At 67.9% G+C, this 25224-nt stretch carries 25 protein-coding genes and 2 tRNA genes; 9 read left to right on the forward strand and 18 right to left on the reverse strand.

Annotated features, from left to right (window positions below; all coding sequences use genetic code 11):
- Positions 1 to 4 precede the first annotated feature (4 nt).
- Positions 5 to 556, forward strand: a complete 552-nt coding sequence (locus BKN51_RS13115) for a TetR/AcrR family transcriptional regulator (protein WP_101607906.1) — start codon at positions 5 to 7, stop codon at positions 554 to 556.
- 23 nt (positions 557 to 579) lie between these two features.
- On the opposite strand, the gene BKN51_RS13120 is transcribed toward BKN51_RS13115, so the two are convergent.
- From BKN51_RS13120 to BKN51_RS13140, 5 genes are all read right to left on the reverse strand, one after another.
- The gene (locus tag BKN51_RS13120; protein ID WP_101607907.1) at positions 580 to 1296 is read right to left on the reverse strand and encodes a class I SAM-dependent methyltransferase; all 717 of its coding nucleotides are present in this window, start codon (positions 1294 to 1296) and stop codon (positions 580 to 582) included.
- A 27-nt stretch (positions 1297 to 1323) separates the two neighbouring features.
- Positions 1324 to 1394, reverse strand: a tRNA-Gln gene (locus BKN51_RS13125).
- 7 nt (positions 1395 to 1401) lie between these two features.
- Positions 1402 to 1477 (reverse strand) — tRNA-Leu (locus tag BKN51_RS13130).
- 354 nt (positions 1478 to 1831) lie between these two features.
- Positions 1832 to 2572, reverse strand: coding sequence for a dienelactone hydrolase family protein (locus BKN51_RS13135; protein ID WP_101607908.1), 741 nt, complete (start codon positions 2570 to 2572; stop codon positions 1832 to 1834).
- Between the two features lie 19 nt (positions 2573 to 2591).
- Positions 2592 to 2933, reverse strand: coding sequence for a cupin domain-containing protein (locus BKN51_RS13140; protein WP_335645085.1), 342 nt, complete (start codon positions 2931 to 2933; stop codon positions 2592 to 2594).
- Positions 2934 to 3124: 191 nt separating this feature from the next.
- Between BKN51_RS13140 and BKN51_RS13145 the strand changes: the two genes are divergently transcribed.
- Positions 3125 to 3718: a class I SAM-dependent methyltransferase gene (locus tag BKN51_RS13145; protein ID WP_101607909.1), complete on the forward strand. Its 594-nt coding sequence runs from the start codon at positions 3125 to 3127 to the stop codon at positions 3716 to 3718.
- A gap of 67 nt (positions 3719 to 3785) precedes the next feature.
- Here the strand turns inward: BKN51_RS13145 and BKN51_RS13150 are convergent, their stop codons facing one another.
- Positions 3786 to 4394: a TetR/AcrR family transcriptional regulator gene (locus BKN51_RS13150; RefSeq protein WP_101607910.1), complete on the reverse strand. Its 609-nt coding sequence runs from the start codon at positions 4392 to 4394 to the stop codon at positions 3786 to 3788.
- A gap of 86 nt (positions 4395 to 4480) precedes the next feature.
- On the opposite strand from BKN51_RS13150, the gene BKN51_RS13155 reads away from it, so the two are divergent.
- Together BKN51_RS13155 and BKN51_RS13160 are read left to right on the forward strand one after the other, a co-directional pair.
- Positions 4481 to 4906: a nuclear transport factor 2 family protein gene (locus BKN51_RS13155; protein WP_101607911.1), complete on the forward strand. Its 426-nt coding sequence runs from the start codon at positions 4481 to 4483 to the stop codon at positions 4904 to 4906.
- A complete protein-coding gene (locus tag BKN51_RS13160; RefSeq protein ID WP_101607912.1) occupies positions 4903 to 5748 on the forward strand; it encodes an NmrA family NAD(P)-binding protein in 846 nt (281 codons plus the stop codon). The genes BKN51_RS13155 and BKN51_RS13160 overlap by 4 nt, the downstream gene beginning before the upstream one ends.
- A gap of 89 nt (positions 5749 to 5837) precedes the next feature.
- On the opposite strand, the gene BKN51_RS13165 is transcribed toward BKN51_RS13160, so the two are convergent.
- The gene (locus BKN51_RS13165) at positions 5838 to 6623 is read right to left on the reverse strand and encodes an MBL fold metallo-hydrolase (RefSeq protein WP_101613200.1); all 786 of its coding nucleotides are present in this window, start codon (positions 6621 to 6623) and stop codon (positions 5838 to 5840) included.
- Between the two features lie 90 nt (positions 6624 to 6713).
- On the opposite strand from BKN51_RS13165, the gene BKN51_RS13170 reads away from it, so the two are divergent.
- A complete protein-coding gene (locus tag BKN51_RS13170; RefSeq protein WP_101607913.1) occupies positions 6714 to 7352 on the forward strand; it encodes a CGNR zinc finger domain-containing protein in 639 nt (212 codons plus the stop codon).
- A 491-nt stretch (positions 7353 to 7843) separates the two neighbouring features.
- Here the strand turns inward: BKN51_RS13170 and BKN51_RS13175 are convergent, their stop codons facing one another.
- Positions 7844 to 8437, reverse strand: a complete 594-nt coding sequence (locus BKN51_RS13175) for a TetR/AcrR family transcriptional regulator (protein ID WP_101607914.1) — start codon at positions 8435 to 8437, stop codon at positions 7844 to 7846.
- Positions 8438 to 8446: 9 nt separating this feature from the next.
- Positions 8447 to 9424 carry a quinone oxidoreductase family protein gene (locus tag BKN51_RS13180; protein ID WP_101607915.1) on the reverse strand — a complete coding sequence of 326 codons (978 nt, stop codon included), beginning with the start codon at positions 9422 to 9424 and terminating at the stop codon, positions 8447 to 8449.
- A gap of 165 nt (positions 9425 to 9589) precedes the next feature.
- Here BKN51_RS13180 and BKN51_RS13185 point away from each other — a divergent pair, with 165 nt between their 5' ends.
- Together BKN51_RS13185 and BKN51_RS13190 are read left to right on the forward strand one after the other, a co-directional pair.
- Entirely contained in the window at positions 9590 to 10042 is a 453-nt protein-coding gene (locus tag BKN51_RS13185) for a nuclear transport factor 2 family protein (RefSeq protein ID WP_101607916.1), read from the forward strand.
- Between the two features lie 17 nt (positions 10043 to 10059).
- The gene (locus tag BKN51_RS13190) at positions 10060 to 11277 is read left to right on the forward strand and encodes an epoxide hydrolase family protein (RefSeq protein WP_101607917.1); all 1218 of its coding nucleotides are present in this window, start codon (positions 10060 to 10062) and stop codon (positions 11275 to 11277) included.
- A 9-nt stretch (positions 11278 to 11286) separates the two neighbouring features.
- Here the strand turns inward: BKN51_RS13190 and BKN51_RS13195 are convergent, their stop codons facing one another.
- Positions 11287 to 13026, reverse strand: a complete 1740-nt coding sequence (locus tag BKN51_RS13195) for a pyruvate dehydrogenase (RefSeq protein WP_101607918.1) — start codon at positions 13024 to 13026, stop codon at positions 11287 to 11289.
- Positions 13027 to 13115: 89 nt separating this feature from the next.
- The gene (locus tag BKN51_RS13200; RefSeq protein ID WP_101607919.1) at positions 13116 to 13715 is read right to left on the reverse strand and encodes an isochorismatase family protein; all 600 of its coding nucleotides are present in this window, start codon (positions 13713 to 13715) and stop codon (positions 13116 to 13118) included.
- 119 nt (positions 13716 to 13834) lie between these two features.
- Here BKN51_RS13200 and BKN51_RS13205 point away from each other — a divergent pair, with 119 nt between their 5' ends.
- Positions 13835 to 14791: a helix-turn-helix domain-containing protein gene (locus BKN51_RS13205; protein ID WP_101607920.1), complete on the forward strand. Its 957-nt coding sequence runs from the start codon at positions 13835 to 13837 to the stop codon at positions 14789 to 14791.
- 375 nt (positions 14792 to 15166) lie between these two features.
- Here the strand turns inward: BKN51_RS13205 and BKN51_RS13215 are convergent, their stop codons facing one another.
- Positions 15167 to 15532 carry an ArsR/SmtB family transcription factor gene (locus tag BKN51_RS13215; RefSeq protein ID WP_101607922.1) on the reverse strand — a complete coding sequence of 122 codons (366 nt, stop codon included), beginning with the start codon at positions 15530 to 15532 and terminating at the stop codon, positions 15167 to 15169.
- Between the two features lie 264 nt (positions 15533 to 15796).
- Here BKN51_RS13215 and BKN51_RS13220 point away from each other — a divergent pair, with 264 nt between their 5' ends.
- A complete protein-coding gene (locus BKN51_RS13220; protein WP_101607923.1) occupies positions 15797 to 16468 on the forward strand; it encodes a hypothetical protein in 672 nt (223 codons plus the stop codon).
- A 7-nt stretch (positions 16469 to 16475) separates the two neighbouring features.
- Here the strand turns inward: BKN51_RS13220 and BKN51_RS43540 are convergent, their stop codons facing one another.
- The 6 genes from BKN51_RS43540 to BKN51_RS13245 all read right to left on the reverse strand — a co-directional run bounded on the left by BKN51_RS43540 (position 16476) and on the right by BKN51_RS13245 (position 24950).
- Entirely contained in the window at positions 16476 to 16625 is a 150-nt protein-coding gene (locus BKN51_RS43540) for a hypothetical protein (protein ID WP_168214325.1), read from the reverse strand.
- A gap of 180 nt (positions 16626 to 16805) precedes the next feature.
- Positions 16806 to 17156 (reverse strand): beta/gamma crystallin domain-containing protein, encoded by a 351-nt coding sequence (locus BKN51_RS13225; RefSeq protein ID WP_101607924.1) that lies wholly within the window; start codon positions 17154 to 17156, stop codon positions 16806 to 16808.
- 141 nt (positions 17157 to 17297) lie between these two features.
- Positions 17298 to 18095, reverse strand: a complete 798-nt coding sequence (map, locus tag BKN51_RS13230) for a type I methionyl aminopeptidase (RefSeq protein WP_101607925.1) — start codon at positions 18093 to 18095, stop codon at positions 17298 to 17300.
- A gap of 155 nt (positions 18096 to 18250) precedes the next feature.
- Positions 18251 to 19624, reverse strand: coding sequence for an aspartate aminotransferase family protein (locus BKN51_RS13235; RefSeq protein WP_101607926.1), 1374 nt, complete (start codon positions 19622 to 19624; stop codon positions 18251 to 18253).
- Positions 19621 to 23685, reverse strand: coding sequence for a Pls/PosA family non-ribosomal peptide synthetase (locus BKN51_RS13240; RefSeq protein WP_101607927.1), 4065 nt, complete (start codon positions 23683 to 23685; stop codon positions 19621 to 19623). Before BKN51_RS13240 ends, BKN51_RS13235 begins: the two co-directional genes overlap by 4 nt.
- Positions 23682 to 24950 (reverse strand): aspartate kinase, encoded by a 1269-nt coding sequence (locus tag BKN51_RS13245; protein WP_101607928.1) that lies wholly within the window; start codon positions 24948 to 24950, stop codon positions 23682 to 23684. Before BKN51_RS13245 ends, BKN51_RS13240 begins: the two co-directional genes overlap by 4 nt.
- Between the last annotated feature and the right edge of the window lie 274 nt (positions 24951 to 25224).

Below are 25224 nucleotides of genomic sequence, written 5' to 3' on the forward strand. Positions count from 1 at the left end.
GGGTATGCCGAGATGGGAATCCGACGCACAGGGCCGACTCGAGCGCGCTGCGCTCGAACTGTTCGAGAACCAGGGGTTCGAGCGCACCTCGGTCGCGCAGATCGCGGATGCCGCTGGTCTGAAGGAGCGCTCCTTCTACCGCTACTTCCCCGACAAGCGGGAAGTCCTCTTCGCCGGTAACGAACTCGAGGCCCGCCTCGTCGCGCAGGTCGAGGCGACCGACCCGGGCCTCACGCCGTTCGAGGCGGTACTGACCGCGCTGAGAACCGCCGAGGAGATCTTTCGCCCACGCGAGTTCCTGCTGCGCCGCGTCAGAGTGATCGCAGCCAACCCCGCACTGGCCGAACGTGATCTGATCAAGCTCGCCGACATCGCCGACGCGCTGGCACAGGCTCTCGAGCGTCGCGGTGTCGAGCCTGGCAAGGCACGCTTCATCATCGACGTGGTGCTGGCGATCCACCGTCGCGCCGTGTCCCGCTGGCTGGCCGAACCGGCTGCCTCACTCTCCCAGCTCATCACCCAGGCTGCGGACGAGCTGCGCGAGGCGGTCGCCTAGTCGGCGCAGGACGCCAGGCGGAGCTAGGCAGCCTCGAGGACGAAGAACAAGAAGCACAGAAAGGCTGTCTTGCCCGCAAGCTCCTCCGGGAACCGCTCGCGCGCACCCGGCGCGGGGTGGGGCTCGCTGACGACGGCAGTTCGGAAACCGGCCGCGGTGAAGGCATCGGTCATCGCGTGCAGGGGCCGATGCCAGTAGGTCAGCTCGGCTGTCTGGCCATTGAAGCTGTACTCGTCGGACCACTTGACGGTCGCGAAGTAGTCGGCCTCGGGATAAAGCAGCTTGAAGCTGAGCGGGTGGTTGACGGCCAGGATCAGCCGGCCGCCGGGCTTCAGCACGCGGCGGAGCTCGGCCAACGGTGCGGCCCAGTCCTCCAGGTAGTGCAGGACGAGTGCCGCGATGACGTCGTCGAATTCGTCGTCGGGAAACGGCAACGGCTTGCCGATGTCGGCCACTCGCAAGGCCGCGTCGTCGCCGAGCCGCTTTCTGGCCAGTTCCACCATCTTGGCGCTGAGGTCGAAGCCGGTCATGTCGGCGCCTCGATCACGCAGAGCTTCGAACAGCGGGCCCGCCCCGCAGCCCGCGTCGAGGATCCGGCGGCCGGACACGTCCCCGGCGAGATCCAAGATCGCGGGTCGCGCGTAGTAGGCGTTGATGAGACTGGTCCCGTTCTCGGCCGCGTATGCCTCGGCGAAGGCGTCGTAGTCGTTCTCCGTATGACTCTCGGAAGTGACAGGCATATTGCCCAATATGGCACAACGGGCTTGCTCCCGGTCCAGGGTTCGAACCTGGCCTGACGGAGTCAAAGTCCGTCGTGCTGCCGCTACACCAACCGGGATCGGGTGTGGTGCCCCCACCAGGATTCGAACCTGGACTGGACGCGTTCTGAGCGCGTTGCCTCTTCCGTTGGGCTACAGGGGCGTCGGCGCCGTGGCGCCGGGAGTGCGGTTCCGGGGAACCGCGAAAGAACTGCATCGACGAACTGTGGAATAGAAAAAGCCGCCCTGATCGGTTTCCCGATGGGCGGCTCCCTGGCGTGACGTTTTCGGTCACGGCGGGGAGCCTGGGCAGGCCAGAAGGTCTTGGGCGCACGACGAAAGCACGAGAGTGGACGTCCCCTGCTGTCGCGCGTTCATCATGCCTGCTCCTTTGAATTCCGGTATGCGGTCATCATTGCCAATGTCGTCGACGGACGTCAATCGCATTAATCGGAAACTCCCAATGTCGCCTTTGAGACGCTCAGTGTCTCAAAGGCGACATTGGGAACACCCGTCATTAGGTCAGGGTGCTGCCGAGGAGGGCCAGCAGCCGCTCCCAGTGGCGTTGTGATCCGGCGGGGTCGAAGGCGTCGGTGTCGGCCATGGTGAAGCCGTGGACGGTGCCCGGGTAGATCTCGCAGGAGTAGCCGACTCCGGCGGCGTCGAACGCCTGGCTGATCTCGGTGATGGCCTCGGGCGTCATGTCGTTCTCGGCGAGACCGAGGTGGACCTGGGCGGTGAGGCTCGGGATCTGCCGGTGCGGGCTGTCGGGTGCGTCGGTGACCAGGGCACCGGGGTGGAATCCCGCGACGGCGGCCACCTTGCCGGGATGGGCGGTCGCCGTGCGCATCGCGAGGACGGCGCCCATGCAGTAACCGATCACGGCGACCGATCCGGGACGGACCTCGGGCTGGTCGCCGAGAAAGCCGAGGAAGGCTTCGGCGTCGAGCAGGGTGCGTTCGGGGGTGTGCGCCTGGACGAGAGGCATGATCTCGCCGAAGAGCGCAGGCCGGTCTTCGGCGGTGATGTGCTCGGGAAGATCGAACACCGGTGCCGGGCGGTGCAGGTAGAAGACGTTGGGGACGAGGACGTAGTACCCGTTGTCGGCCAGTTCGCGGGCCATCTTCCAGAGGACGGGGCGTGGCCCGAAGGCGTCCGGGTAGAGCAGGACGGCCGGGTGCGGACCGCCCTCGGGGAAGGCTGCGAAGGCGTCTGCCTGACCGTCCGGGGTGGGGATCTGCGCTGTGATGGTGGGAATGGCGGTGCTTCCTTTCTTGCTACTCGGACAACGGAGCCTTCGGACCGACGCGGATGTGCGCGCGTTCGCCTTGCCGTCCGATGAGGCTCAGGTACTCGACGGGGCCGGCGCCGGTGGCGCCGAACCAGTGCGGGGTGCGGGTGTCGAACTCCGCGGCTTCCCCGGGTTCGAGGAGGAGGTCGTGCTCGCCGAGGACCAGTCGTAGCTTGCCGTCGAGAACGTAAACCCAGTCGTATCCCTCGTGGGTGCGCAGATCCGGCTCGGTGTCGTCGGCGCCACGGGGAAGGACGAACTTGTAAGCCTGGATACCGCCCGGTCGGCGGGTCAGCGGCAGGATGGTCGATCCGTCACCGCAGGCGATCGGGCGCCCCGGCGAGGTCGGCGAGGGTGATGTCGTGGCGCTGACGCAGGTGCTTCAACCTCGTCCCGACGGCGTCGAGCGTGCGATCCAGTGCCTCGGCCATCCGTCCATTTTGCCATTCGGCAACAAGATTTGCCATCTTGCCTTCACGGTCGTCACCATCGCCGGAGACGACCGGAGAGGATCGACCGATGACGCACGGGTTCGACAAGGAGTACTGGGAAGAGCACTGGCAGCGGGACGGCGCAGGCAGCCCACCGAATCCGCATCTCGTCCGCGAGGTCGGCGAGCTGGTGCCTGGTACGGCGTTGGACGCGGGCTGCGGTGAGGGCGCCGAAGCAATCTGGCTCGCTTCACGGGGTTGGGAGGTGACCGCCGCCGACATCTCGTCGGCGGTGCTGGCCCGCGCCGCCGAACGTGGCACGCCCGAGCGGCTGCGGTGGATCGAGGCGGACCTGAGCACCTGGGATCCGGGCATGCGGTTCGACCTGGTGACCACGCACTACGCGCATCCGGCGATGCCGCAGCTGGAGTTCTACGACCGCGTCGCGGAGTGGGTCGCGCCCGGCGGGACGCTGCTGATCGTCGGGCACCTCCATACTCACGGCGGCCACGGTCACGGTCACCATCCGCCCGCCGAGGCGTCGGCCACCGCCGCGGCGATCACGGCGCGGCTGGACGAGGCGGCCTGGGAGGTTGTCACCGCCGAGGAGGGCCAACGCACTCTTCCTGGACGAGACGCCCCGCTCCATGACGTCGTCGTGCGCGCGACTCGGCGCCGGTAGGCCAGGTCCGGTCAGGCGCCGTGCCGGTCGAGGAAGCGGCGCCGTCAAGGATTCGCCCGATCCTCGATCACGCCTCGGCGGTCGAGACTTGCAGCGGGCCGGAGGCCAGGACTCTGGTGACGAAGTTCGCCAACTGTGCCCGCATTTCTTCCCGCGGAATACGCGATTCTCCGTTCAGGTGCTCGACAAGGTCGGCTCGTGTGGCGGCGAGCAGGGCATGGGCGGCGAAGTCGCCGTCAGTCAGGCCGGGGATCTGCTCCAGCACGGCTCGGAGCAGGCTGTGCCACCGCTCGTAGTGCTCGGCGCGGTACGGGCTGCTGCTCCCGCCTTCCTCCAGGGCCAGCGCGAGCGGGCGGTTGTCGAGTTTGAAGCAGAGCAGCGCGTCGAGCAGGGCGACGATGCGCTCACGGGATGGAGTGTCCGGCCCCAGCGGCGGCGGGCCCGCCTCGGCGGCGGCCATGACCGGTTCGGCCCGGGCCGCGTACAGGGCGCGAATGAGCCCGGTCCGATCACCGAAGGCGCGGAAGAGCGTCCCCTTGCCGACGCCGGCAGCGGCCGCGATATCGGCCATGGTGATGTCCTCGGGGCTGGCCCTGTCCTCGAAGAGGGCGTCGGCGGCCGCCAGCACGGCCGCGCGGTTGCGCACCGCATCCTTGCGGGGTTTGCGTTCGGCCACGCACGTCCTCCCTTTGCAAAGCGGACCGCCGGTCCGCTATCTTGTAGTGGACCTTGAGTCCGCATTTTATGAGAGGGAGGGTACCCGTGTCCGAGTACGTTTCTCCGGCAGAGCTTTTCCGCCACGGCCTGCAGCTGATGCTGGCCGGGAACATTCCCGGCTGGATCGACCTGTGGGCCGAGGACGGCACGATGGAATTCCCCTTCGCCCCCGAGGGCTGGCCTGAACGACTGGCGGACCGGGCGGCCATCGCCGCCTATATGCGCGACTACCCCGATCACATCGAACTGCACGAGTTCCCCCACCTGGAAATTCACCAGACGACCGATCCGGAAACCATCGTGGTCGAGATGCGCGCGATCGGGCGCCTGAAGCAGACCGGAAATCCCTTCGACATGACTTACATCGCCGTCGTGACCGCCCAGGGCGGACGCTTCACCTCCTACCGCGACTACTGGAACCCGCTGGCCGTCCTGGAGCCCGGCGTCGACTTCGCGGGAACCACCCGATGACCACCAAGTCCACCCTGGTCATCGGCGCCACCGGTACCACCGGCAGTCGCACCACGGCGAAACTGGTCGCGGACGGCCACCGCGTCCGGGCGGCCAGCCGGCGCACCACCCCGATTCCCGGTGCCGTACCGGTCGGCTTCGACTGGTACGACTCCGCTACCCACCTCGCAGCCCTCGACGGAGTCGACCGCCTCTACCTCGTACCACCCCTCGGTGACGCCGATCCCGGAGCGGTCATGCTGCCCTTCCTCCGGCAGGCCCGCACCGCTGGTGTGCACCGCGCGGTGCTGCTCAGCTCCTCGGCCATCCCCGAGGGCGGCCCGGCGGTGGGGACGGTGCACCAGGTCCTGCCCGATCTCTTCGAACAGTGGGCGGTACTGCGGCCCTCGTGGTTCATGCAGAACTTCACCGGCACGCACGCGCACGCCCGCAGCATCCGCGACGAGGGCGTCATCTGGACCGCCACCGAGAACGGCCGCGTCGGCTTCGTCGACGCCGAGGACATCGCGGCCGTCGCCGTACGCGCGCTGACCGACGAGCAGGCCCCCAACACCGATCTCGTCCTGACCGGACCCGAGGCACTCGGCCACGACGACATCGCCACGATCATCACCGAGGTCACCGGCCGGCCCGTCGTCCACCGCCGTCTGTCCTACGAGCAGATGCGCGATCGCCTTACAGCGGAGGTGCCGGTGGAGTTCGCCGCCATCCTGGCCGGCATGGACCGTGCCATCGCCGAAGGGGCGGAGGACCGCATCACCGACACCGTCCAGCGGCTCACCGGCCGACCCCCGTACACATTCCGGGCCCTCGTCGAGAGGGAGATGCGATGCAGCAGCTGATGTTCGGAGGACGATCAGCAGTTCCGGTTCGAAACCCTGCATAGTCTCGGCCTGGTCGTCTTCCGCCAGCTCGCGCCTCGAGCGGCTGTTCACAGCCCTCCGGGATGGAGTCGGTCGGCCAAGCCCGCCGCGGTGAACGCGGCCACCAGGTCGTCACGGCCTTCGGTGAAGTGCTCCCAGCTGTCGATGTGGACGGGGACGACGACGCGGGCGCCGAGGATCCGCGTCGCTTCGGCGGCGAGGGCACTGTCGAGGACGAGCAGCGCGCCGTCGAGGACCGGCTTCAGTCGCGGGGCTCCGGCGAAGAGCACGGCGGCGTCGACCGGGCCGAACCGGTCGGCGACCTGGCGGACGGCGTCGAGCGAGGCGTTGTCGCCGCTGACGTAGACCGTCGGAAGATCCTGGGCGGTGAGCACGAAGCCGACGACGTCGCCGGTCACCTTCTCCGCGCCCTCCGGACCGTGGAGCGCGGGTGCGGCGGTCACGGTCACCGTTCCTCCGCCTGGGCGGGTCAACTCGACCGTCTCCCAGGTCTCCAGGCCCTTCGCGGTGCCGCCCAGCCTGCCCGCACCACTGGGCGTGGTGAGTGTCAGCGGCACGCCTGCCAGTAGTTCCCGACCGGAGTTGTCGAGGTTGTCGGGGTGCTCGTCGTGAGACAACAGGACGGCGTCGACGCGGCCGAGGTCCGCCGGGCTCACCGAAGGCGGTGCCGTCTTGGTCAGGCCGGGTCTCCCGTCAGGCCTTCCGTAGTGGCCGGGCTCGTCGAAGGTCGGATCGGTCAGGAGCCGCAGGCCGCCGTAGTCGATCAAGGCGGTCGGCCCGCCGAAGACCTGGACGGAGAGCTGGTCGCTGATCTGGTTCGTGCCGGCTGTCATCATCCACCTCACGGATAGTTATCCTTATTTCCGTGAGGAACACTAGCCAGTTCTCACGGAAGAGTGCAACCGTTTCCGTGAGGCTTTCTCATGGTTGAACCCGGCGCTTACCATGAGGACGTGCACGACAACGCCGGTACCGATCTCGACACCGCTGCCCTGCCGCCCGCGCCGGGCGCCGAGCAGTACGTCGCGCTGGCCCTCGCCAACACCGCGATCGCGCTGCCCGGCGGCCAGTTCACCGATCTCCTCGGCAACCCGGCCCTCGCGACGGACTGGCTCGTCGAACACGGACTCGCCCCGGTCGACGCCGGTCTGCAGGAGATGTGCGCGGGACTGGTCCGCTCACTGCGCGAACAGGTGCGCGTCCTGCTCGCCTCGAAGTCCTGCTCGGATCCGGCCCCGCAGAGCGCGCTCAACGCCGTCAACGACGCGCTGAGCAAGGCCCCGACAGCGGAACTGCTGCGCTGGGATCCGGTCCACGGGCTGCATCGCATCGCGCCGCATCCGGTCACCCAGATCGTCGAGCACGCGCTGGCGACGCTCGCCGCCAACGCCGCGGACCTGCTCACCGGCCCGGACGCCGAGCGGATCGCCGCCTGCGGATCGGCTCCGTGCACCCGGTTCTTCCTGCGCAACGGACGACGGCAGTGGTGTTCCGTGCGCTGCGGTGACCGGGCCCGCGCCGCCCGCGCCTACGCCCGGCGCTCCCAACACGAGCCGGTCTGAACTCGCGAGTGGTAAAGAGGGTTATTGAGGGGAAGGTCGAACGTGTCGTGTTCGGGCGGGATCGGGCGGCGATCAGGGAGTTCGGCGTCTGATCACGCGAGTCACGCCCTCGCTCACCTTGGATTCAGCCACAACGCCACCTTTGCCCTACACCTCAATAACCCGCATTGCCACTCGCGGACCCGCTTGCAAAGCGTACATATCGTCATCAATCAGACATTTACCCGCCTGGAAGTGTCCTGTGTGGACAGTAAGGGGTGCGGCCGGTCTGCTTCCGCGACACTGAAGGCTCTCTTCACCGCATCGGACGCGGCGAAGGGAGCCTTCAGCCCGGCACGACCCGCCCGCGAACACGACACGTTTGCCCGTCTCCGGCCACCAGAACCGGATCGGCCACGCTGGACTGTGTGGATTTCTGGTCATCTAACGTCCCAAATCCACACAGTCGGCCTCACGCAGGGCTGCCGAGCACGCCACATTTGACTTACCCCTCAAACGAGTGCACCAATACGGAGATAGTCCAGGTACAGATCGAGCGCCGCCTCGAGGTGGTCCGCGGTTCCGGTGGACATCAGGATCGTCACCCCGCCCTGAATCGCGGCGATCAACGCGGCCGACGCGCGGACCGGATCGATGTCACGGCTGATCGAGCCGCTCTCCCGCATGTTCTCGATACCCACCTCGACCTGGCGCTGCCACTGTTCGAGCAACTGCCGGGTGACCGCCTGCGCGGCGGGCGTATGCCTGCCGATCTCGGTGATCAGCACGCCGAGCGGGCAGTGCACCCCTTGCCGCCGGTAACGCTCGATCACCACGTCACGCCACTGGCGCCACGCCTCCCACGAGGTCAACTGCCCGAGGTAGGGCTGCTGGTCCTCGATCACCCGGGCCGCCTCCCACTCGGCCACGGCCATCAGCAGCTGTTCCTTGCCCTCCGGGAAGTAGTGGAAGAGCTGACTCTTGCCCGTGCCGCTGCGACGGCAGATGTCGTCGAGGGTCGCCGCTCCCACGCCGCTCTCGCGGATCTCGTCCGCCGCGGCCTCGATGATCCGCTGCCGCGTCGCGGCACCTTTCTTCGTGAGCACCAGGACCTCCTAGCGATCCATTGTCGCGGACGCGAGCAGCAGCTTTCCCGAGGTGCTGCGGGACTCGAGGTCGCGGTGGGCCTGAGCGGCATCGGCGAGGGCGTAGCGGCCGCCGATCCTCGGCGTCACCTGTCCACTCCGGATGAACCCGAAGAGCTCGCCCGCCCGTCGCACCAGCGCCTCACGGGTGGGCACGTGATCGACGACCGACGGATAGGACAGGAGGATGCTGTTCGGCAGCTCGGCGGGGCGGAACGTGGGATTGCCGTTCACCACACCGAAGTAGGCGTGCACCCCGTGGCGGCGTAGCGCCAGTTGCGACGAGCGGAACGTCGCCGCACCGCCGCCGTCGTAAACCACCTGCGCCCCTTCGCCACCGGTCAACTCGAGGATCCGGTCCTCGAAGCCGCCACCGGCGGACACGAGAACCCGATCCGCGCCGGCGTCCTTCGCCACCGGAACCTTGTCCTCGCGCGACACCAGGCCGATGACGGTGCCGCCGCGAGCCTTGATCAGCTGGGTCAGCATCAAGCCCACACCACCCGCCGCGGAGTGCACCACGGCGACGTCCCCGGGTTTGATCGCGTACGTCTCCGTCGTGAAGTGGTTCGCGGTCAACCCCTGCATCAGTACAGCGGCGGCGGTCTCGTCGTCGATGTCGTCCGGCACGCGCACCAGGGCCTCGGCCGGGATGGCGAGCCGCTCGGCGTAGCTGCCCTTGTGATAGCGCCAGGCGACCCGGTCGCCGACGGCGAAGTCTTCGACGCCCGCCCCCAGCTCTGTGACGACTCCCATTCCCTCTACACCCAGCACCGTCGGCACCGACCAGGTGGGCAACGGCATCTTGCGAGCACCGGTGTCCATGAAGTTCACCCCGGCCATCCTCAATCGCACGCCCACCTCACCGGCGGCAGGCACCGGATCCGGGAACTCGGTCCAGGTCATGACTTCCGGGCCGCCGTACTCACGGATGTGGATCGCGTGCATCAGGGACTTCTTTCGGGTCGGAACTCGGGTGTCGACGCCAACGTAGGTCCGGAAAAATGTACCGGCAAGTACAAACTTCACCGGCAAGGAGTGTACTTGCCGGTACATTTCCTCTTCTGCATTCTCGGTTGAGCCAGGCAAGTTCGGCCGACTGAAAGGGAATCGATGGACGACCTCGCCCGATTGGTGGCGGTGGAGGACATACGGCGCGTGATGGCCCGCTACGTCTACAACGCCGACCACCATCGATGGGACGAACTCGCGGCGCTGTTCACGCCCGACGCCCCCTTCGCCGCCTCCACAGTGGACGGATCACCTCAGGCGCGGATGACGGGCCGCGACGAAATCGCCGCCGGTCTCAAAACGCGCAACCACCCGGATTCCGTGCTGGTGCATCACCTCTTCTCCAGCGAGGTCGACGTCGAGTCGGAAGATTCGGCCACCGCCGTCTGGGCCATGGAGGACCTCGTCACCACCTCGCCGAGCGTGCGTTCCGACGGCGAACCCACCGGAATGCACGGCTACGGCCACTACCGGGTGCGCTTCACCCGGTCTGCGGGGAGCTGGCTCATCGCAGACCTCCGCATCACCAGGCTCCGCCTGGACCGGACCTACTGACCTCAGGAGAAAAGACCATGACCGACTCCCTCGAACCGTTCGTCATCCACGTCGAGCAGGACGTCCTCGACGACCTCCGGTCGCGGCTCAAGGCGACCCGGTTCGCGCCCGATCTCGACAACGAAGACGAGGCCTTCGGGCTGAGTACCGCCTACCTCAAGCCGATCGTGGAGTACTGGGCCGACGGTTTCGACTGGCGGGCCGTCGAAGCCCGGCTGAACGCCTATGCCCACCATCGCGTCGACGTCGGCGGCACGCCGGTGCACTTCATCCGCGAGCCGGGCAAGGGGCCCGCGCCGATTCCGCTGCTGCTCATGCACGGCTGGCCGTGGACCTTCTGGGACTGGAGCAAGGTCATCCGCCCGCTCGCCGACCCGGCGGCCCACGGCGGCGACCCGGCGGACGCCTTCGACGTCATCGTCCCGTCGCTGCCCGGATTCGCGTTCTCCACCCCGCTGACCAACGGCAAGGAGAACTTCGTCAGCATGGCCGACCGGTTCCACACGCTGATGACCGGCGTGCTCGGCCATCAGCGATTCGGGGTCGGCGCGGCCGACTACGGCGCGCTGGTCGGGGCACAGCTCGGCCACAAGTACGCCGGCTCGCTCCATGGTCTGCACCTCGGCAACGAGATGCTGCTCTCGATCTTCCAAGGCGACCGGCACTGGGACCTCACCGGTGGCGCGCCGATCGACCAGCTGCCCCCGGGTCCGCGTGCCGACATGGTCAACTTCGTCGACACCTACGTGTCCCACGTCGCGACGCACATGCTCGACGCGCAGACGATCACGCACGGCCTGAACGACTCCCCGGTCGGGATGCTCGCCTGGATCCTGAAGCGCTGGAAGAAGTGGAGCGACCAGAACGGGGTTTTCGAGGACTCCTACCCGATGGACCACATCCTCACCAACGCGACGATCTATTGGGTCAACCAGGCCATCGGTTCGTCGATCCGTGCTTACAAGAACGTCAACCGCCACCCCTGGCAGCCGTCGCACGACCGGACCCCGGCGGTCGAGGCACCGACCGGGTTCACCTTCCACCTCGGTGACGCCGCGCCGCCCGGAGCCCACGACCGCGATCAGCGCGTCGCCGCGTTCAAGAAGGGGGCAGGCCACTTCTATGCCGATGTTCGCGCGGTGAACGTCCACGAAAAAGGTGGCCACTTCGGACCGTGGGAGAACCCGGAGGCGTGGATCGGCGACCTGCGCGCCACGTTCCGGCCGCTGCGCTGAGGCCGGTGATCAGGGACGGGGGATGTTGCGGAGGTTGGCGCGGGCGAGGTCGATCATCCGGCCGACACCGCCCTCGAGGACGACTTTGCTCGCGGCCAAAGCGAATCCGCCGAGCTGACCGGCGGTGATGTGCGGCGGGACGGACAGGGCGTTCGCGTCGGTCACGACGTCGACCAGCGCGGGACCGTCGTGGCTCAGCGCTTCCTTGAGGGCAGCGCGCAGCCGGGTCGGGTCGGTCACCCGCTCGGAGCGGAGACCGGCGCCGCGGGCGATGGCGGCGAAGTCGACCGGGCGGTGATCGGTCTGATAGTCGGGCAGACCGTCGACCAGCATCTCCAGTTTGACCATGCCCAGCGAAGAGTTGTTGAACGTGATGATCTTGACCGGCAGGTCGTGCAAGGCGACGGTGAGCAGTTCGCCGAGCAGCATGCCCAGTCCCCCGTCACCGGACATCGACACGACCTGCCGTCCCGGATAGGCGAACTGCGCCCCGATGGCGTGCGGCAGCGCGTTGGCCATGGTGCCGTGCAGGAACGACCCGATGACCCGGCGGCGTCCGTTGGGGGTGAGATACCGGGCGGCCCACACGTTGCACATGCCGGTGTCGACGGTGAAGATCGCGTCGTCCGCGGCCAGCTCGTCCAGGAGGTCGGCGGCGAACTCCGGGTGGATGGGCACGTGCCGTTCCACGTTGCGGGTGTAGGCGTCGACGACGTTTTCCAGTGATTTGCAGTGGTCGCGCAGCATGCGGTCCAGGAACGCCCGGTCGGTTTTTCGCCGCAGGAGCGGCAGTACCGCGCGCAGGGTCTCCCGCACGTCGCCGTGCACGGCCAGCTCCAGCGGGGTACGCCTGCCCAGCCGGGTCGCGTCGTGGTCGACCTGCACCGTCCGGGCCTGGGGAAGGAAGGAGTCGTAAGGAAAATCGGTGCCCAGCAGGAGCAGCAGATCCGCGTCCTGCATGGCCCGGTAGCAGGCGCCGTAGCCGAGCAGACCGCTCATTCCGACGTCGTACGGATTGTCGTACTGGATCCATTCCTTGCCGCGCAGGCTGTGGCCGACCGGGGCCTGGACCGTCTCCGCGAACTCCATCACCTCCGCGTGCGCGCCGCGCACCCCGGCACCCGCGAACACGGTGACGGTTCCGGCCTCGTTGATCAGCTCGGCCAGCCGCGTCACCTGGGACTCGGGCGGCATGACGGTCCCGCGCTCGGTGACCGGCGCGCCGGTCCCGGTGGGCGAAGCGGCCTCGAGCTGCGCGACGTCGCCGGGCAGCACCAGCACCGACACCTCGCCGCGGGCCAGTGCGTGTTGCATCGCGATGCGCAGCAGCCTGGGCATCTGACCGGGCTGGCTGATCTGCTCGCAGTAGCCGCTGCAATCGACGAACAGCCGTTCGGGGTGGGTCTCCTGGAAGAACCCGGTGCCGATCTGACCGGACGGGATGTGCGAAGCGAGCGCGAGCACCGGCGCGCCGGTGCGGTGCGCGTCGTAGAGCCCCTGCACCAGATGGGTGTTGCCGGGGCCGCAGCTGCCGGCGCACACCGCGAGCCGTCCGGTCAGCTGGGCCTCGGCGGCCGCGGCGAACGCGCCCGCCTCCTCGTTGCGCACGTGGACCCACTCGATGCCCGGCGTGCGGCGGATGGCGTCGACGACGGGGTTCAGGCTGTCCCCGACCACGCCGTAGATCCGTTCCACCCCGGCCTGGACCAGGACTTGGACGAACTGCTCGGCGACGTTGGGCTTGGCCATCACGACCCCTTCGATACTCCGGCGGTGGGACTACGTTCATGATCCACGCGACGGACCCGTTTCGCAGGTTCTGGCCCGAGCGACAGGAATCACTTACTTCCGCTGAGCTCCGCAGAAGTCGGAACGACGACGGCGTAGAGATCACCGATCGTGGCGAGAGCGGCACGATGCTGCTCCGCTGCGGTCACCGGTCCGGCGACGGACGGGAGCGCGCGCGTCGCGCAGGCGGCGGCGACCACGGTCGGGGTGTTTCCGCGCAGGAACGCGCCCTCCGCCGTGAACGTCACGCACATGTGGGTCATGAATCCGGCCACGACGACGTCCTGATGCCCGGCGGCGTCGACCAGCTCACCCAGCAGGGTACCGACGAACGAGTTCGGCGCGGTCTTCACCACGACCTCCTCGCCCGGTGCGGGGGCGACGCGTTCGTGGATCCGGCCGATCTCCTGGTTGAGGTCGTACGGGCTGCCTTCGCCGCCGTCGTGCATGACGTGAACGACCGTCGCGCCCTCGGCCCGTGCGCGGGCCAGCAGAGTGGCGGCCTCGTCGAGCGCGGCCTCCCAGCCGTCGAGCTCCATCACGCCGCGCGTGTAGGTGTTCTGGTAGTCGACGAGGATCACCGTCGCGTCCGAAAGCGCGGCGGGGGTCGTCGGCAGGGTGCTGATTTCGCGGAGAGTGGTGCTGGTCATCGTGCTTCCTTCGCTTTCCGTGGGTACGGCTACCATGATCGCTGACCCGATCACGTATTGAGATACGGATTCGGGTCAGCTCTGGTCGGGATCGGCCGACGTTCACGAGGAAGGGATCGATGAGCGCTCCGAAGGTGGCCGTCCTCGCGTTCGAGGGGATCAGCCCGTTCCATCTCGCCGTGCCATCACTGGTCTGGGGACCGGAATCCCCGGCGGGCGACATGGAGCCGTGGCCGCTCACGGTCGTCGCGGTGCGGCCGGGCCGCCTCACCACGAGCGCCGGCTACGCGATCGAAGTCCCCGCCGGTCTCGACGCGCTCGCCGAGGCCGACATGGTCGTCGTGCCGTGGTGGTCCGACCCGGAAACACCGACACCCTCACCCGTGTCCACCGCACTGCGTGCCGCGCACGAACGTGGAGCGCTTGTCGTCGGGCTCTGCTTGGGAGTCTTCGCCCTCGCGGACGCCGGCATCCTCGACGGGCGAGCCGCGACCACCCACTGGAAATGGGTCGAAACGTTCCGGCGGCGCTTCCCGTCGGTGGAACTGCGCCCCGAAGAGCTGTACGTGGACGAAGGTGACGTCGTGACCGGCGCGGGCGCGACCGCCGGAATCGACACCTGCCTCCACCTGCTCGCCCGCACGGCGGGCCAGGTCGTCGCCAACCGCGTCGCGCGCCGCATCGTCGCCGCGCCACACCGCCCCGGCGGCCAGGCCCAGTTCATCGAACTTCCCGTGCCCGCGCCGGACGAAGACCCCCTCACCCAGGTCATGGGCTGGGCGCAGGCCCATTTGGACACCCCGCAGAGCATCGACAGGCTCGCCGCCCAGGCGCATATGAGCCGGAGCACCTTCACCCGCGCCTTCCGCGCCAGGACCGGGACCACCGTCCACAACTGGCTTGTCGCGCAACGCCTCGCGCGAGCCCGGCACCTGCTGGAAACGACCGCGCTCGGCGTCGACGCCGTCGCCGCGCAGTCCGGTTTCGGCACGTCAGCCCGGCTCCGGGAGCACTTCGCCGCGGCGCTGGGTACCACACCGACCCGCTACCGGGTCGAGTTCGCCGGCGGCGGGTGAAATCCTTTTCCCGCGCCGAGCGGAAACGGAATTACTGTTTCCGTAAACCGGGCGCCCGGAAACGCCCTGTCCCGCACTTGATTTTCACTTGAACGAATAGCTCACCCGCCAGGGTGAGCTCTATCGAGTGCATTGTCCGGTGGAGCTGGATCGAAGAACCACTCCAGGGCAAGATGACCGAGCACGACGACTGCGCAATCACGGAGGACCATGTGGAGCTGTGCGGGACCCCCATCTTCGACTCGGTGGTCGACGAGACGAGAAGGGCGACCTCCGGGAACAGTACGCTCCTCCCCAGCGATGAGAACAATTCCGAACGGAAAGAGCGACACGCCGAAGCCGACAATGGTTCGCAAGGTCGGCCCGCGTGATTCCCTATCCCTTTTCGGACGAATTCGGATCGCCGGGAAGGCTGGCGGAATTCTGCAGATCGTCGAGCAATTCCATTTGGCCGGTGATGACGCTGGTCAGGATTCCGCGCGCGACGGCGAGGAGTTCTGCCACCGACGGACTGGTCAGGGAGTAGGACACGGTCGTGCCGTCCTTGCGCGGCACCACCAGTCTGGCCCGGCGCAGCACCGCGAGCTGCTGGGACAGGTTGGCCGGTTCGATGCCGAGGTCGGCGAGCAGTTCGGAGACGTGATGGTCTCGCTCGCTGAGTAGTTCGAGCACCCGGATCCGAACGGGATGGCCCAGCGTTTTGAAGAATTCCGCCTTCACCTGATACAGGGGTTTGCTCATCGGTATCCCTCCGCCGCATGGAGAAGGGTCGATCCGGCCGTCCGCATGACACCGATCGTGCCCGACCACGCCGCCGGCCGAACAACACCCCGCGCGGAACCGCCCCGACCACACCCGATCAGGGCATGACATCCGTAAATTGCATACTTATGCAAGTCTGCACAACCCAGAGAAGGTGAGAACACCTGTGAGCCACGGCATGCGGGATCCCGCGAGCCTCTTGTCGACGCCCCGACGGCACGACATCGGCGCGAGGAGCGGCCGGTGACCACGCATCGCTCCGGCTCCACCCCGGCCACCAGGGCTCATCTGGTGCTCGCGGCCCGGGCCGCCGAGCTGGCGGACCTCGCCGTGAGCGCCGCCCGGCCAGGCCAGGACACGCGGGACCGATCCGGCCTGATCGGGATGGCTCAGCAGGTCCTCGACGCGGCCGTGGTGGCGGCCAGGCTCGACGGGAAGACCTGGCCGGAGATCGCGAACACGCTCGACGGAGCGACACCGCAGTCCACCCGGGCCCGGTACTGGCCCACGGTCGCGCGGTTTCGGGCGGACCCGTTCCCCTCGCAGGACTCCCGGCGCGTCGGCGTGCCGGAACACACTGGACAGACGTCCTTCCAGATCCGGCGGCTGCCGATCCCGGAACAGGAGCCCGACGATCCCGGCCCGGCCACCCAAGCCGCGGCGGGAGCGACTCCCCCGCCGTCCGGACACCTCGCCCTCGTCACGATGCCTTCAGGGCAAGACGAGACCGGGTACGAGTCGGCGAGTGCGGACACCCGGCTGAAGATCGCGGAAAGGCTGGTCGCCGCCTACGAGCGGATCGCGACCAACGAAAGGCAACCCCCGGAGTGGATCCTCGACGGCCTTGCCCACGCCCGCCGCACCGCCGCCGACCTCCGTGTCCACCTCGACGCCTCGGGTACGACGGCCGATTGACCTCAGCCTAAGCCGAAGTCGCGAGACCGGCTTCGAGCTCGAGGTCACGCTCGCCTTCGGCCTGCTTCCGCAACACCATCTTCGCGACCAGATCGAAGATCGGCGTCGCTTCCTGCGGGAAGGTCACGCTCTGCTGATGCGCGCTCTCGGCGATCATGGCCTGCTACTCCTCAAGGGTGACGACTACGGCGACTGCTCACTCTAACGGCCGCACCGTCAGTGACGGGCCGTATTCGGATTTTTCGCCGATTTTTCCCGAGGAGGGGTCCATACGCGAACGCAGGGCCGGACGATGTCCACCGCCCGGCCCTGGCCATGTCGCAGACTCAGCCTGTCGTCACCAGATGCGCACTTCGTACACCCTGACAGTGCCGGGGAAGCCGACGCCCTGCCAGTACCCGAGGGTCGTCGACTCGTACCGGCCGTTGCGTTCGTAGTTGACCGTCGCCTTGTTGTTGCCCGAGTAGATGTTGTAGACACCACCGATGTTCGTGCCCGTGACGCCGCCGTTGGCGAAGCACTTGTTGGTGCCCATCCCGTTGCCGAACGAGATGTCCAGCTTCACGAAGTCGTCCCTGTTGCCACAGCCGACCTCGCTGATGGCGAAGGCGGGGCTCGCCGGAACCGCGACGACCAGGCCAAGGGCGGCCGCGCCGACGACCGCAAGCCTCTTGAGACTCTTTCGCATGGTGACTGGATTTCCTTCCTCAGAAGAACTTCTGGGAGAACGAGTTCCCGAGGAAGGCTATCGACGGACCGGCGACAGGGAACGGAAAGACCGTGACGCTGCCTGTTCCGTGAAACGACGCTACCCGAACAGGCAAGCGACTCAAGAATCCTTTGTGGACGACCGAACTTCCTGGTCTCGCCGGGTGAGCACCAAGGGGTCGCCTTCGGTGATGGCCACGGTGTGCTCGGAGTGGGCGGTGCGCGAACCGTCGGCCGAGCGGATGGTCCAGCCGTCGTCGTCGAAGACGATCTTGTCGGTCGTGCGGGCGAACCACGGTTCGAGCGCGAGGGTCAGCCCCGGCTTGAGTGTCAGCCCGCGTCCCGCTTTGCCCTTGTTCGGAACGTGGAGCTCCTCGTGCATCTCGCGGCCGATGGCGTGCCCGCCGAACTCGGTGTTGACGGGATAGCCGTAGTCGCGGGCGACCGCCCAGATGGCCGCAGAGATGTCACCGAGGCGGTTGCCGGGGCGAGCCTGCTCGATCGCCGCCTCCAGCGCTTCCTCGGTGGCACGGATGATCCGCAGATCCTCATCGGCGGCGGTCCCGACGATGACCGTGCGCGCCGAGTCCGCCGCCCAGCCGTCGATCTTGACCGCGAGGTCCGCCGTGAGCACGTCGCCGTCGCGCAGCGTGTAGTCGTGGGGCAGGCCGTGCAGGACGGCGTCGTTGACCGCCAGGCAGATGACGTTCCGGAACGGGCCCTTGCCGAAGGACGGCTCGTAGTCCCAGTAGCACGACTCCGCGCCACGCCGTTTGATCATGCCGCGCGCGTGGTGCTCCAGGTCCATGAGGTTGACGCCCACGGCGGCGAGCTCGCCGACCTCGGTGAGCACCTCGGCGACGAAACGCCCGGTCACGTGCATGCGCTGGATCTCAGCGGGCGTCTTCAGTTCGATCACGGAAACCTCGCGTCACAGGGTTGGTATTATTATACCGCCACCATAGCAGCTGGCGGTATAATAATACCAGTCGCGGTGTCGCGGGCCACGACTGTCCGTGAAGGCCTCCTTCCCTACCCTCAAGGTAGGGAAGGAGGCCTTCACGGACACTCACCTCAGCGCACGGCCTCCTCACAGTGCCCGATGGCGTCGAGCAGGATCGTGGCGGCGAGTTCGATCACCTCGGCGGTCACGGTGAGCGGGGGCATCAGCCGGATCACGCTGTCGTCGCGGCCACCGAGCTCGATGATCAGCCCCCGCCGCAGCGCGTACGCCTGGACGGCGCGGGCGTAGCCGCCCGCCGGGCGGCCGTCGCGGGGGTCGGCCAGCTCGATCCCCCACATCAGGCCCAGGCCGCGAACCTCACGGACCCACGGATGACCCCGCAGGGCACCGAGCCGTCCTTCGAGTTGCCGTCCACGGTGCCGGACGTTGCCCAGCACGTCATCGCGCCGGACGACGTGGACGGCCGCGGTCCCCGCCGCGAAGGCGGCCTGGTTCCCCCGGAAGGTGCCCGTGTGCGCACCGGGCGCCCAGCCGTCCAGCCGCTGGTCGTAGAAGATGACCGCCACCGGCAGACCCATCCCGCTCAGGGCCTTCGAGGCGATGATGACGTCGGGCTCGATGTCGTAATGCTCGAACGCGAACCAGGTTCCCGTGCGCCCGCAGCCGGTCTGCACCTCGTCGACCACGAGCGGGATGTCCAGCTCCGCGGTCAGCGCGCGGACACGCCGCACGAAGTCGCGGTCGGCCGGGATGACCCCGCCTTCTCCCTGCACGAGTTCCAGGATCACCGCGGCGGGGAGGGGAATGCCGCCGTTGGGATCGCGCAGGGACCGCTCCAGCAGGCCCACGCAGTTGGTTTCGCAGCTGTCCGGCGAGAGCCCCACCGGGCAGCGGGCGCAGTAGGAGTACGGGAAGAAATGCACACCTGGCACGCCGTTGGCGATCGGCCGCTTCTGGGCGACGAGGCCGGTCAACGCCATCGCGGCATGACTCGAGCCGTGGAACCCGCCTTGGAAGGACACCAGGTCGCCGCGTCCGGTCACGGTCTTGCAGAGCTTGATCGCGGCGTCCACGGCGTTGGCCCCGCCGGGACCGCAGAAGTGCATCCGCATCCGCGACCGCAGGTCCGGCGGCAGCATGGACAGCTGGGCGTCGACGAACTCACGTTTGGCGGGTGTCGGGAAGTCCAGGCCGTGGGTGAGCACGTGCAACTGTTCGGTGGCCGCGTGCACCAGCTCGGGATGGTTGTGCCCCAGGGAGAGCACTCCCGCACCGGCCAGGAAGTCGATGAAGACGTTCCCGTCCATGTCCCACAGGTAATCACCCTCCCCGCCGGCGATCGCGATCGGCAGGTTGCGCGGATAAGCCCGCGCGCTGGATTCCCATTGTCGCTGGTGTTCGAGGAACTCGGCCGAGCGAGGTCCCGGCAGGTCGCAGTCGACTCGCGGCGCCAGCGCCGGTCTCGCCGTCGGGGTGTGGGTCATGGCAGCCTCCTTGCCGCGGTGATCTCTTCCGCCGTGTCGAGTTCGACCGCCGGATTGGCGTGCCAGCGGGTTCGTGCCGGGGTCGTGGTGCCCTTCATCAGGAACGCGTCCGCCTCGACGATCGCCCCTTCGGCCATCGTCACTCCATAGTGGACAAAGGCCCCGGTGCCGATCGTGCATCCCGCGCCGATGGCGATGTGGTCGGATTTGAACGTGCCGTCCTCCAGCGAATGTCCTTGCAGGACGGTGTGCAGGTTCAGCACGCAGTCGTCACCGATGCTCACCAGGGACCGTTCCGGGATCGCGCATCCGTCGTCGAAGACGCGGCGGCCGATCCGGACGCCGAGACAGCGCCAAAGGATGTTCTTGAACGGAGTCCCGTTGAACAACGCGAGGTAGCGGGCGGGGCTGAGCTTCCAGTACCGCTCGTGCCGCCAGAAGACCGGGTCGTAGATCGAGCAGAACCGCGGTCTCAACGCCCGGAAGCCCTGCACGGCGAGCTCGGCCAGCATGAGGAACCCGACCGAGAACACCAGCGAGGCCACGATGCCGCCGCCGACCGCGAGCGAGCCGAACCGGTCGTGCGCGACACTGGCCGCGGTCCCGATGAGCGTGATACCGAGCAGGTGGAGCCAGTGCACCAGCAGATAGACGAGGATGGTGGCGATGTTGTGCCGGTTCTTCGCCAGCAGGCTCCGGCGCAGGCCCTCTCCCGTGCTGAGGTGCTCGAACCCGGTGTCACGGCGAACGTTCCGAGGGATCTCGAAAGCGGGTGACCCGAGCAGGCCGACGTTCTCCCGGACCGGCCCGTCCAGGGGAACGAGGACCTTGGTGGCGAGAAGGACGTTGCGGCCGACCCGCGCGTCCGGCGGGAAGGCGATTTCGTTGCCCAGGAAAGCCTGTGGCGCGATGGACGTCCGCCGCAGCCGGAACGACGAGGCGGAGAAGTCCGCGTTGAGCTGCGAAAGGCCGTCCGAGACCATCGTCCCGGTGCCGACCGTGCTGAGGAACGGCGACTCGTGTTTCACCTCGACTCCGAAGTTGGACCCGGTCTGCTGGATCTTCGACAGGTCGTATCCCAGTGCCCGCAGGTAGTACACGATGTAGCTGCTGTCCCCGAACAGGTAGGTGTACGCGCGCAGATTCGTCAGCCGTGCGATCAGCCGTTGGATCCCGAAATGCGCGCCGTACATCGGGTAGACCCGGTCCGGCCGGAGAAACCGGTTGAGCAGGCGCGGGATCGTGAGGACGACCGCCAGCCCGGCGAGCAGTCCCCCGAAGTACAGCAGCGCCGAACCGGCGATCTGGTCGCGGTAGAAGGCCCAGCTGGTGAAGTCCGCCGTCGCCGTGAACAGCCTGTCGACGATCAGATCCGTGCCGCCCAGTGTCGCGGGAAGCGTCACCAGCAGCAGGAGCAGAAGGCTGGAAACGCAGAAGACGAACGGCCTGAACCCGCCGCGCGCGACCGTGCCGAGCGCCCGGTAGTCCACTGTGGAGAGACGGGCGGGCGAGCCGTGCCAGGATTCGCCGTCGGGTACGGACTGCCCGGCGTTCAGGGACGACGAGTGGCCGAGCTGCGCGTCGTCGCCGATCGCGGTTCCGATGTCGAGCACGGTCATCTCACCGACGAAGGCGTTCTCGCCGAGGGTGACGCGGCCGGTCTGGATCCAGCCCGCTCTCGCTCGATAGCACGAGAAGAAGGCGTCTTTCCGGATGACGGCCCCTGCGCCGATAGTGAGCAGATCGGTGCAGACCGGTGGATTCCGGGACAGGATCACGGCGCCTTTGCCGATGTCCGCGCCGAGCGCCCGCAGGTACCAGGAATACAACGGCGTGCCGGTGAACAGCATCAGCGGGCTGAACCGGACCAGTGTCTTCACTGTCCAGAAACGCAGATAGCCGGGGCTCCACAGCGGGATCTCCCCCTTCTTCCAGCGGCCGACGATCGTCCATTTCGCCAGGATCGGCACCACGGAGAGGACGGTGAACACGACGAGCCCGAGCCCGACCGCGCGCGTGTACGCGTCGACGAGCCCGGTCGCCGCGCTGACCCAGCCGAATCCCGTGTCCAGGATCCAGCCCGAACCGGCGGCGTAGGCGAGGAAGGCCACCAGCTGAAAGAGTCCGCAAAGGACATAGGCCCCGGTCGACGCCCGGCGCGGCTCCTCGGCGCGGGCGACCGTGGTCCGCACCGAAGAGGGAACCAACTCCGCGAGGCCGCGGACGGTGGGGTTCAGGTACACGTCCCTCGCCGACAACGGCGCGACCTCACCCCGTTCACGGATCTGCGCGCAGAACTTGGCCAGCAACAGCGAGTCCGCGCCGTAGTCGTCGAAGAAGTGCCCCGTCGCCGAGATCCGCTCCACGCCGAGGACGCGGCCCAGTGCCTCCGCCAGATGCTGTTCGGTCTCGGTGGCCGGTGCCACGTAGTCCGCGGTGCTCGGCGCGCTCCGTGGGTTGCTCGGCGCCGGGAGGTTCTTGCGGTCGGCCTTCCCCGCCGGGGTCAGGGGAATGTGGTCGAGCCGTTCGAGATAGGCGGGCACCATGTATCCCGGCAGCAGTTCCCCCAGCCGACGACGCAGCTCTCCGGGGTCGACGTCCGCTCTGTCGCGTCGCAGGCTGTAGTAGGCGACCAGTTCGGTCCTGCCGGCTTCCGGATGGTGGGTCTCGACCACCGCCTGGGCGATTCCGGGGATCTGCAGCAGAACCGATTCGATCTCCGTGAGCTCGACGCGGTAGCCGCGGATCTTCACCTGCGTGTCGGCGCGGCCGTGGTACTCGATCTCTCCTTCCGGGGTGACCCGGCCCAGGTCACCGGTGCGGTAGATGCGGCCGGACGGGTTGTGCCCGATGCCGAGGAAGTCCGGGATGAACGCGCGCTCGGTCAGGTCGGAGCGGTTCAGGTAGCCGCCGGCGAGGCCGATCCCGGCGATACCGATTTCGCCCAGTTCGCCCGCCGCCAGCGCCTCCGGCTCGTCCGGATCGAGGATGACGACCGAGTAGGTCGGCAGGGGCACCCCGATGGTCACCGGCCGGTCCGGTCGCAGCACCGCCCAGGTCGCGGTGACCGTGGCCTCGGTCGGACCGTAGACGTTGAGGAACCGCCGGTCCGGGCGGTACCAGCGGCGGACGAGGTCTTCGGGACAGGCCTCACCGGAAACGAGGAGAAAACGCAGCCGCGGCAGGTCTTCGTCGAGGCTTGCCAGCAGCGTCGGGACACAGCACAGCGCGGTGACCTCGTTGTCCCGCAGGAATTCGTGGAGTTCGTGGCCGACGAGGCCGGTGCCGCCGGGCTTCGGCACGAGCGTCGCGCCGCACAGCAACGGCACCCAGATCTCCTCGACCGAGAAGTCGAACGCGATCGTCATGCCCTGGTACACCCGATCGGTGTCCTGGATGCCGTAGACATCGGCGGCGACGCGGACGAAGTTGCAGATCGCGGCGTGGTCGATCGTCACGCCTTTGGGGCGCCCTGTCGAGCCGGACGTGTAGACGACGTAACAGAGTTCGTCCGTCGGGACGCCCTTCTCGTCCGCGCTGAGCCGGTCGCCCGGCAGTGCGGCGATCCGGTCCGAGTCTTCGTCGAGACACAGCAGACCGACGCTGTCCGGCTCAAAGCGGCCACGCAGCCCGGAGATCGACAACACCAGCCGGACGCCGGCGTCCCGGACGATGTAGGCCAGCCGGTCGTCCGGAAACCCCACGTCCAGTGGCACATACGCCGCGTTGATCTTGAGCACGGCCAGCATCGCGACGTAAGGATGGACCGGTTCGTCGAACAGGAGCCCGATCCGGTCGCCGGGCCGCGCCCCCCGTGCTCGCAGATGGCGGGCGAGACGGTTGGCCCGCTCGTCCAACCCGGCGAAGGTGAGCTTCGTGCTCCCGGCGTCCACCGCGAGGCGATCACCGAGTCCGTCGGCGTGCAACCGGTCGCAGAGTCCCTCGTACAACTGCTCGAGCCGCTCGCCCGCGCGCCAGCGGACCTGCTGCTCGTGGCCGTCGCACGTCAGGACCAGGCCGTCGGTCGTGAACAGACCCGACGGCTGTCCGTACGGGCTCATGTCCGGTCCTCCGCGAGGCCGAACGAGTCGTGCAGAGCGCGGACGGTCGCGTCGACGGCGTCGGCCGGGATCACGGCGGTGAGCCGCGATTGCGAGGTCGTCATCGCCGGGACGGTGACGCGGTGGTCGGCGAGGACCCGCAGCAGTTCGGGCAGACAGCCGGGTGGGTCCAGCAGCGCCGTGCCGACCACGGAAACCGAGCCGAGTTCCTCGAAGACCGTGGAACGGGCGTCGAGCTCCATCGCGAGTTCGGTGATCGGCGGTCCGAGCGGCTCCGTACCCCGGACGGTGAACCGCAGCTCCCCCGGATCGGGCCAGCTCAGGTTGTCCGGTTTCACCCCGCACCGGGCGAGCATCGAGAGCACCCTGGCGTAGTGGTCCGGGCTGGAGGCCGAAACCTGGACCCGGACCAGCCGCACGTCGCGCTCGTGCGCGATGCCGATGACCCGGGGAGTGCCTTCCAGCGACGATTCCCCCGCCGTGACCACGGTCGAGGGGCCGGGATCCGAAGAATGCGTCACGCGCACCGCCACGCCGTGTCGGCGTGCGAGCTCGACGGATCTGGGATGCAGCACCCTGGCACCGACTCCGGCGAGTTCGACCATGGCGTCGTAGGAGATCGTCCTGACCGGCCGGGTGTCCGGCACGATCCGGGGGTCGGCCGTGCGGACACCGTGGACATCGGTGCAGATCTCGCATTCGGAACCGCCGAGCGCGGCCGCGAGCGCGACCGCGGTGGTGTCGGAACCGCCTCTGCCGAGAGTCAGCAGTTCCCCGTTCTCGTCACGTCCCTGGAAGCCGGCGACCACGACGACCTGTGCTTCACGCAGCCGTGCGGTGATCTTGCCGGGATCGACCCGCACGATCGTTCCCGCTCCCGGTTCGCCGCTCACCTCGATCCCCGCCTGGTCACCGGACAGCGACACGGCCTCGACCCCGCGTTCGGCCAGCGCCAAGGCGAGCACCGCCGCGGAGACCTGTTCGCCTGTCGCCATCAACTGGTCGAGTTCCCGTGGAGCCGGTGGCTCCGCGAACTCCCCGGCCAAGGCGATCAGCCGGTCGGTCGTGTCTCCCATGGCCGACACGACCAGGACCACCCGATCCCCCGCTTCGACGAGTGCGGCCACCTCGGCGGCCACCTCGCTCACCATTCCGGGTGTGGCCAGCGACGAGCCACCGTATTTTCGGACGACCAGTCCCTCGCTTCGCGCCTGCGGTAACGGTGGGGTCAAGCCAACGTCGAGATCTTGGGAAGAATTCACCATTTTCCTTTAATGGATCGTCACTGTGACAGCGACTTGTATTCGGGCGACTCGCGGTGACCGGATCAGCCCACCACGAATACAGGTATCCGAAGTGGGGGTACTGCAACGACTGCCGCAGAAGTACCTGCCGGACGACACTCCCCGAAGTCCAGGATTCAGCACCGCGGGCCGGGATGACAGGTTTGGAAAGTAGTGCGAGAAACTTTCGCCGGGTACCTCCATCCGTACGAAAGGTCGAATTTCCCCGTTCGCAGGACATAACGTGGCGACATTG

The organism is Amycolatopsis sp. BJA-103 (assembly GCF_002849735.1).
Taxonomy (GTDB): domain Bacteria; phylum Actinomycetota; class Actinomycetes; order Mycobacteriales; family Pseudonocardiaceae; genus Amycolatopsis.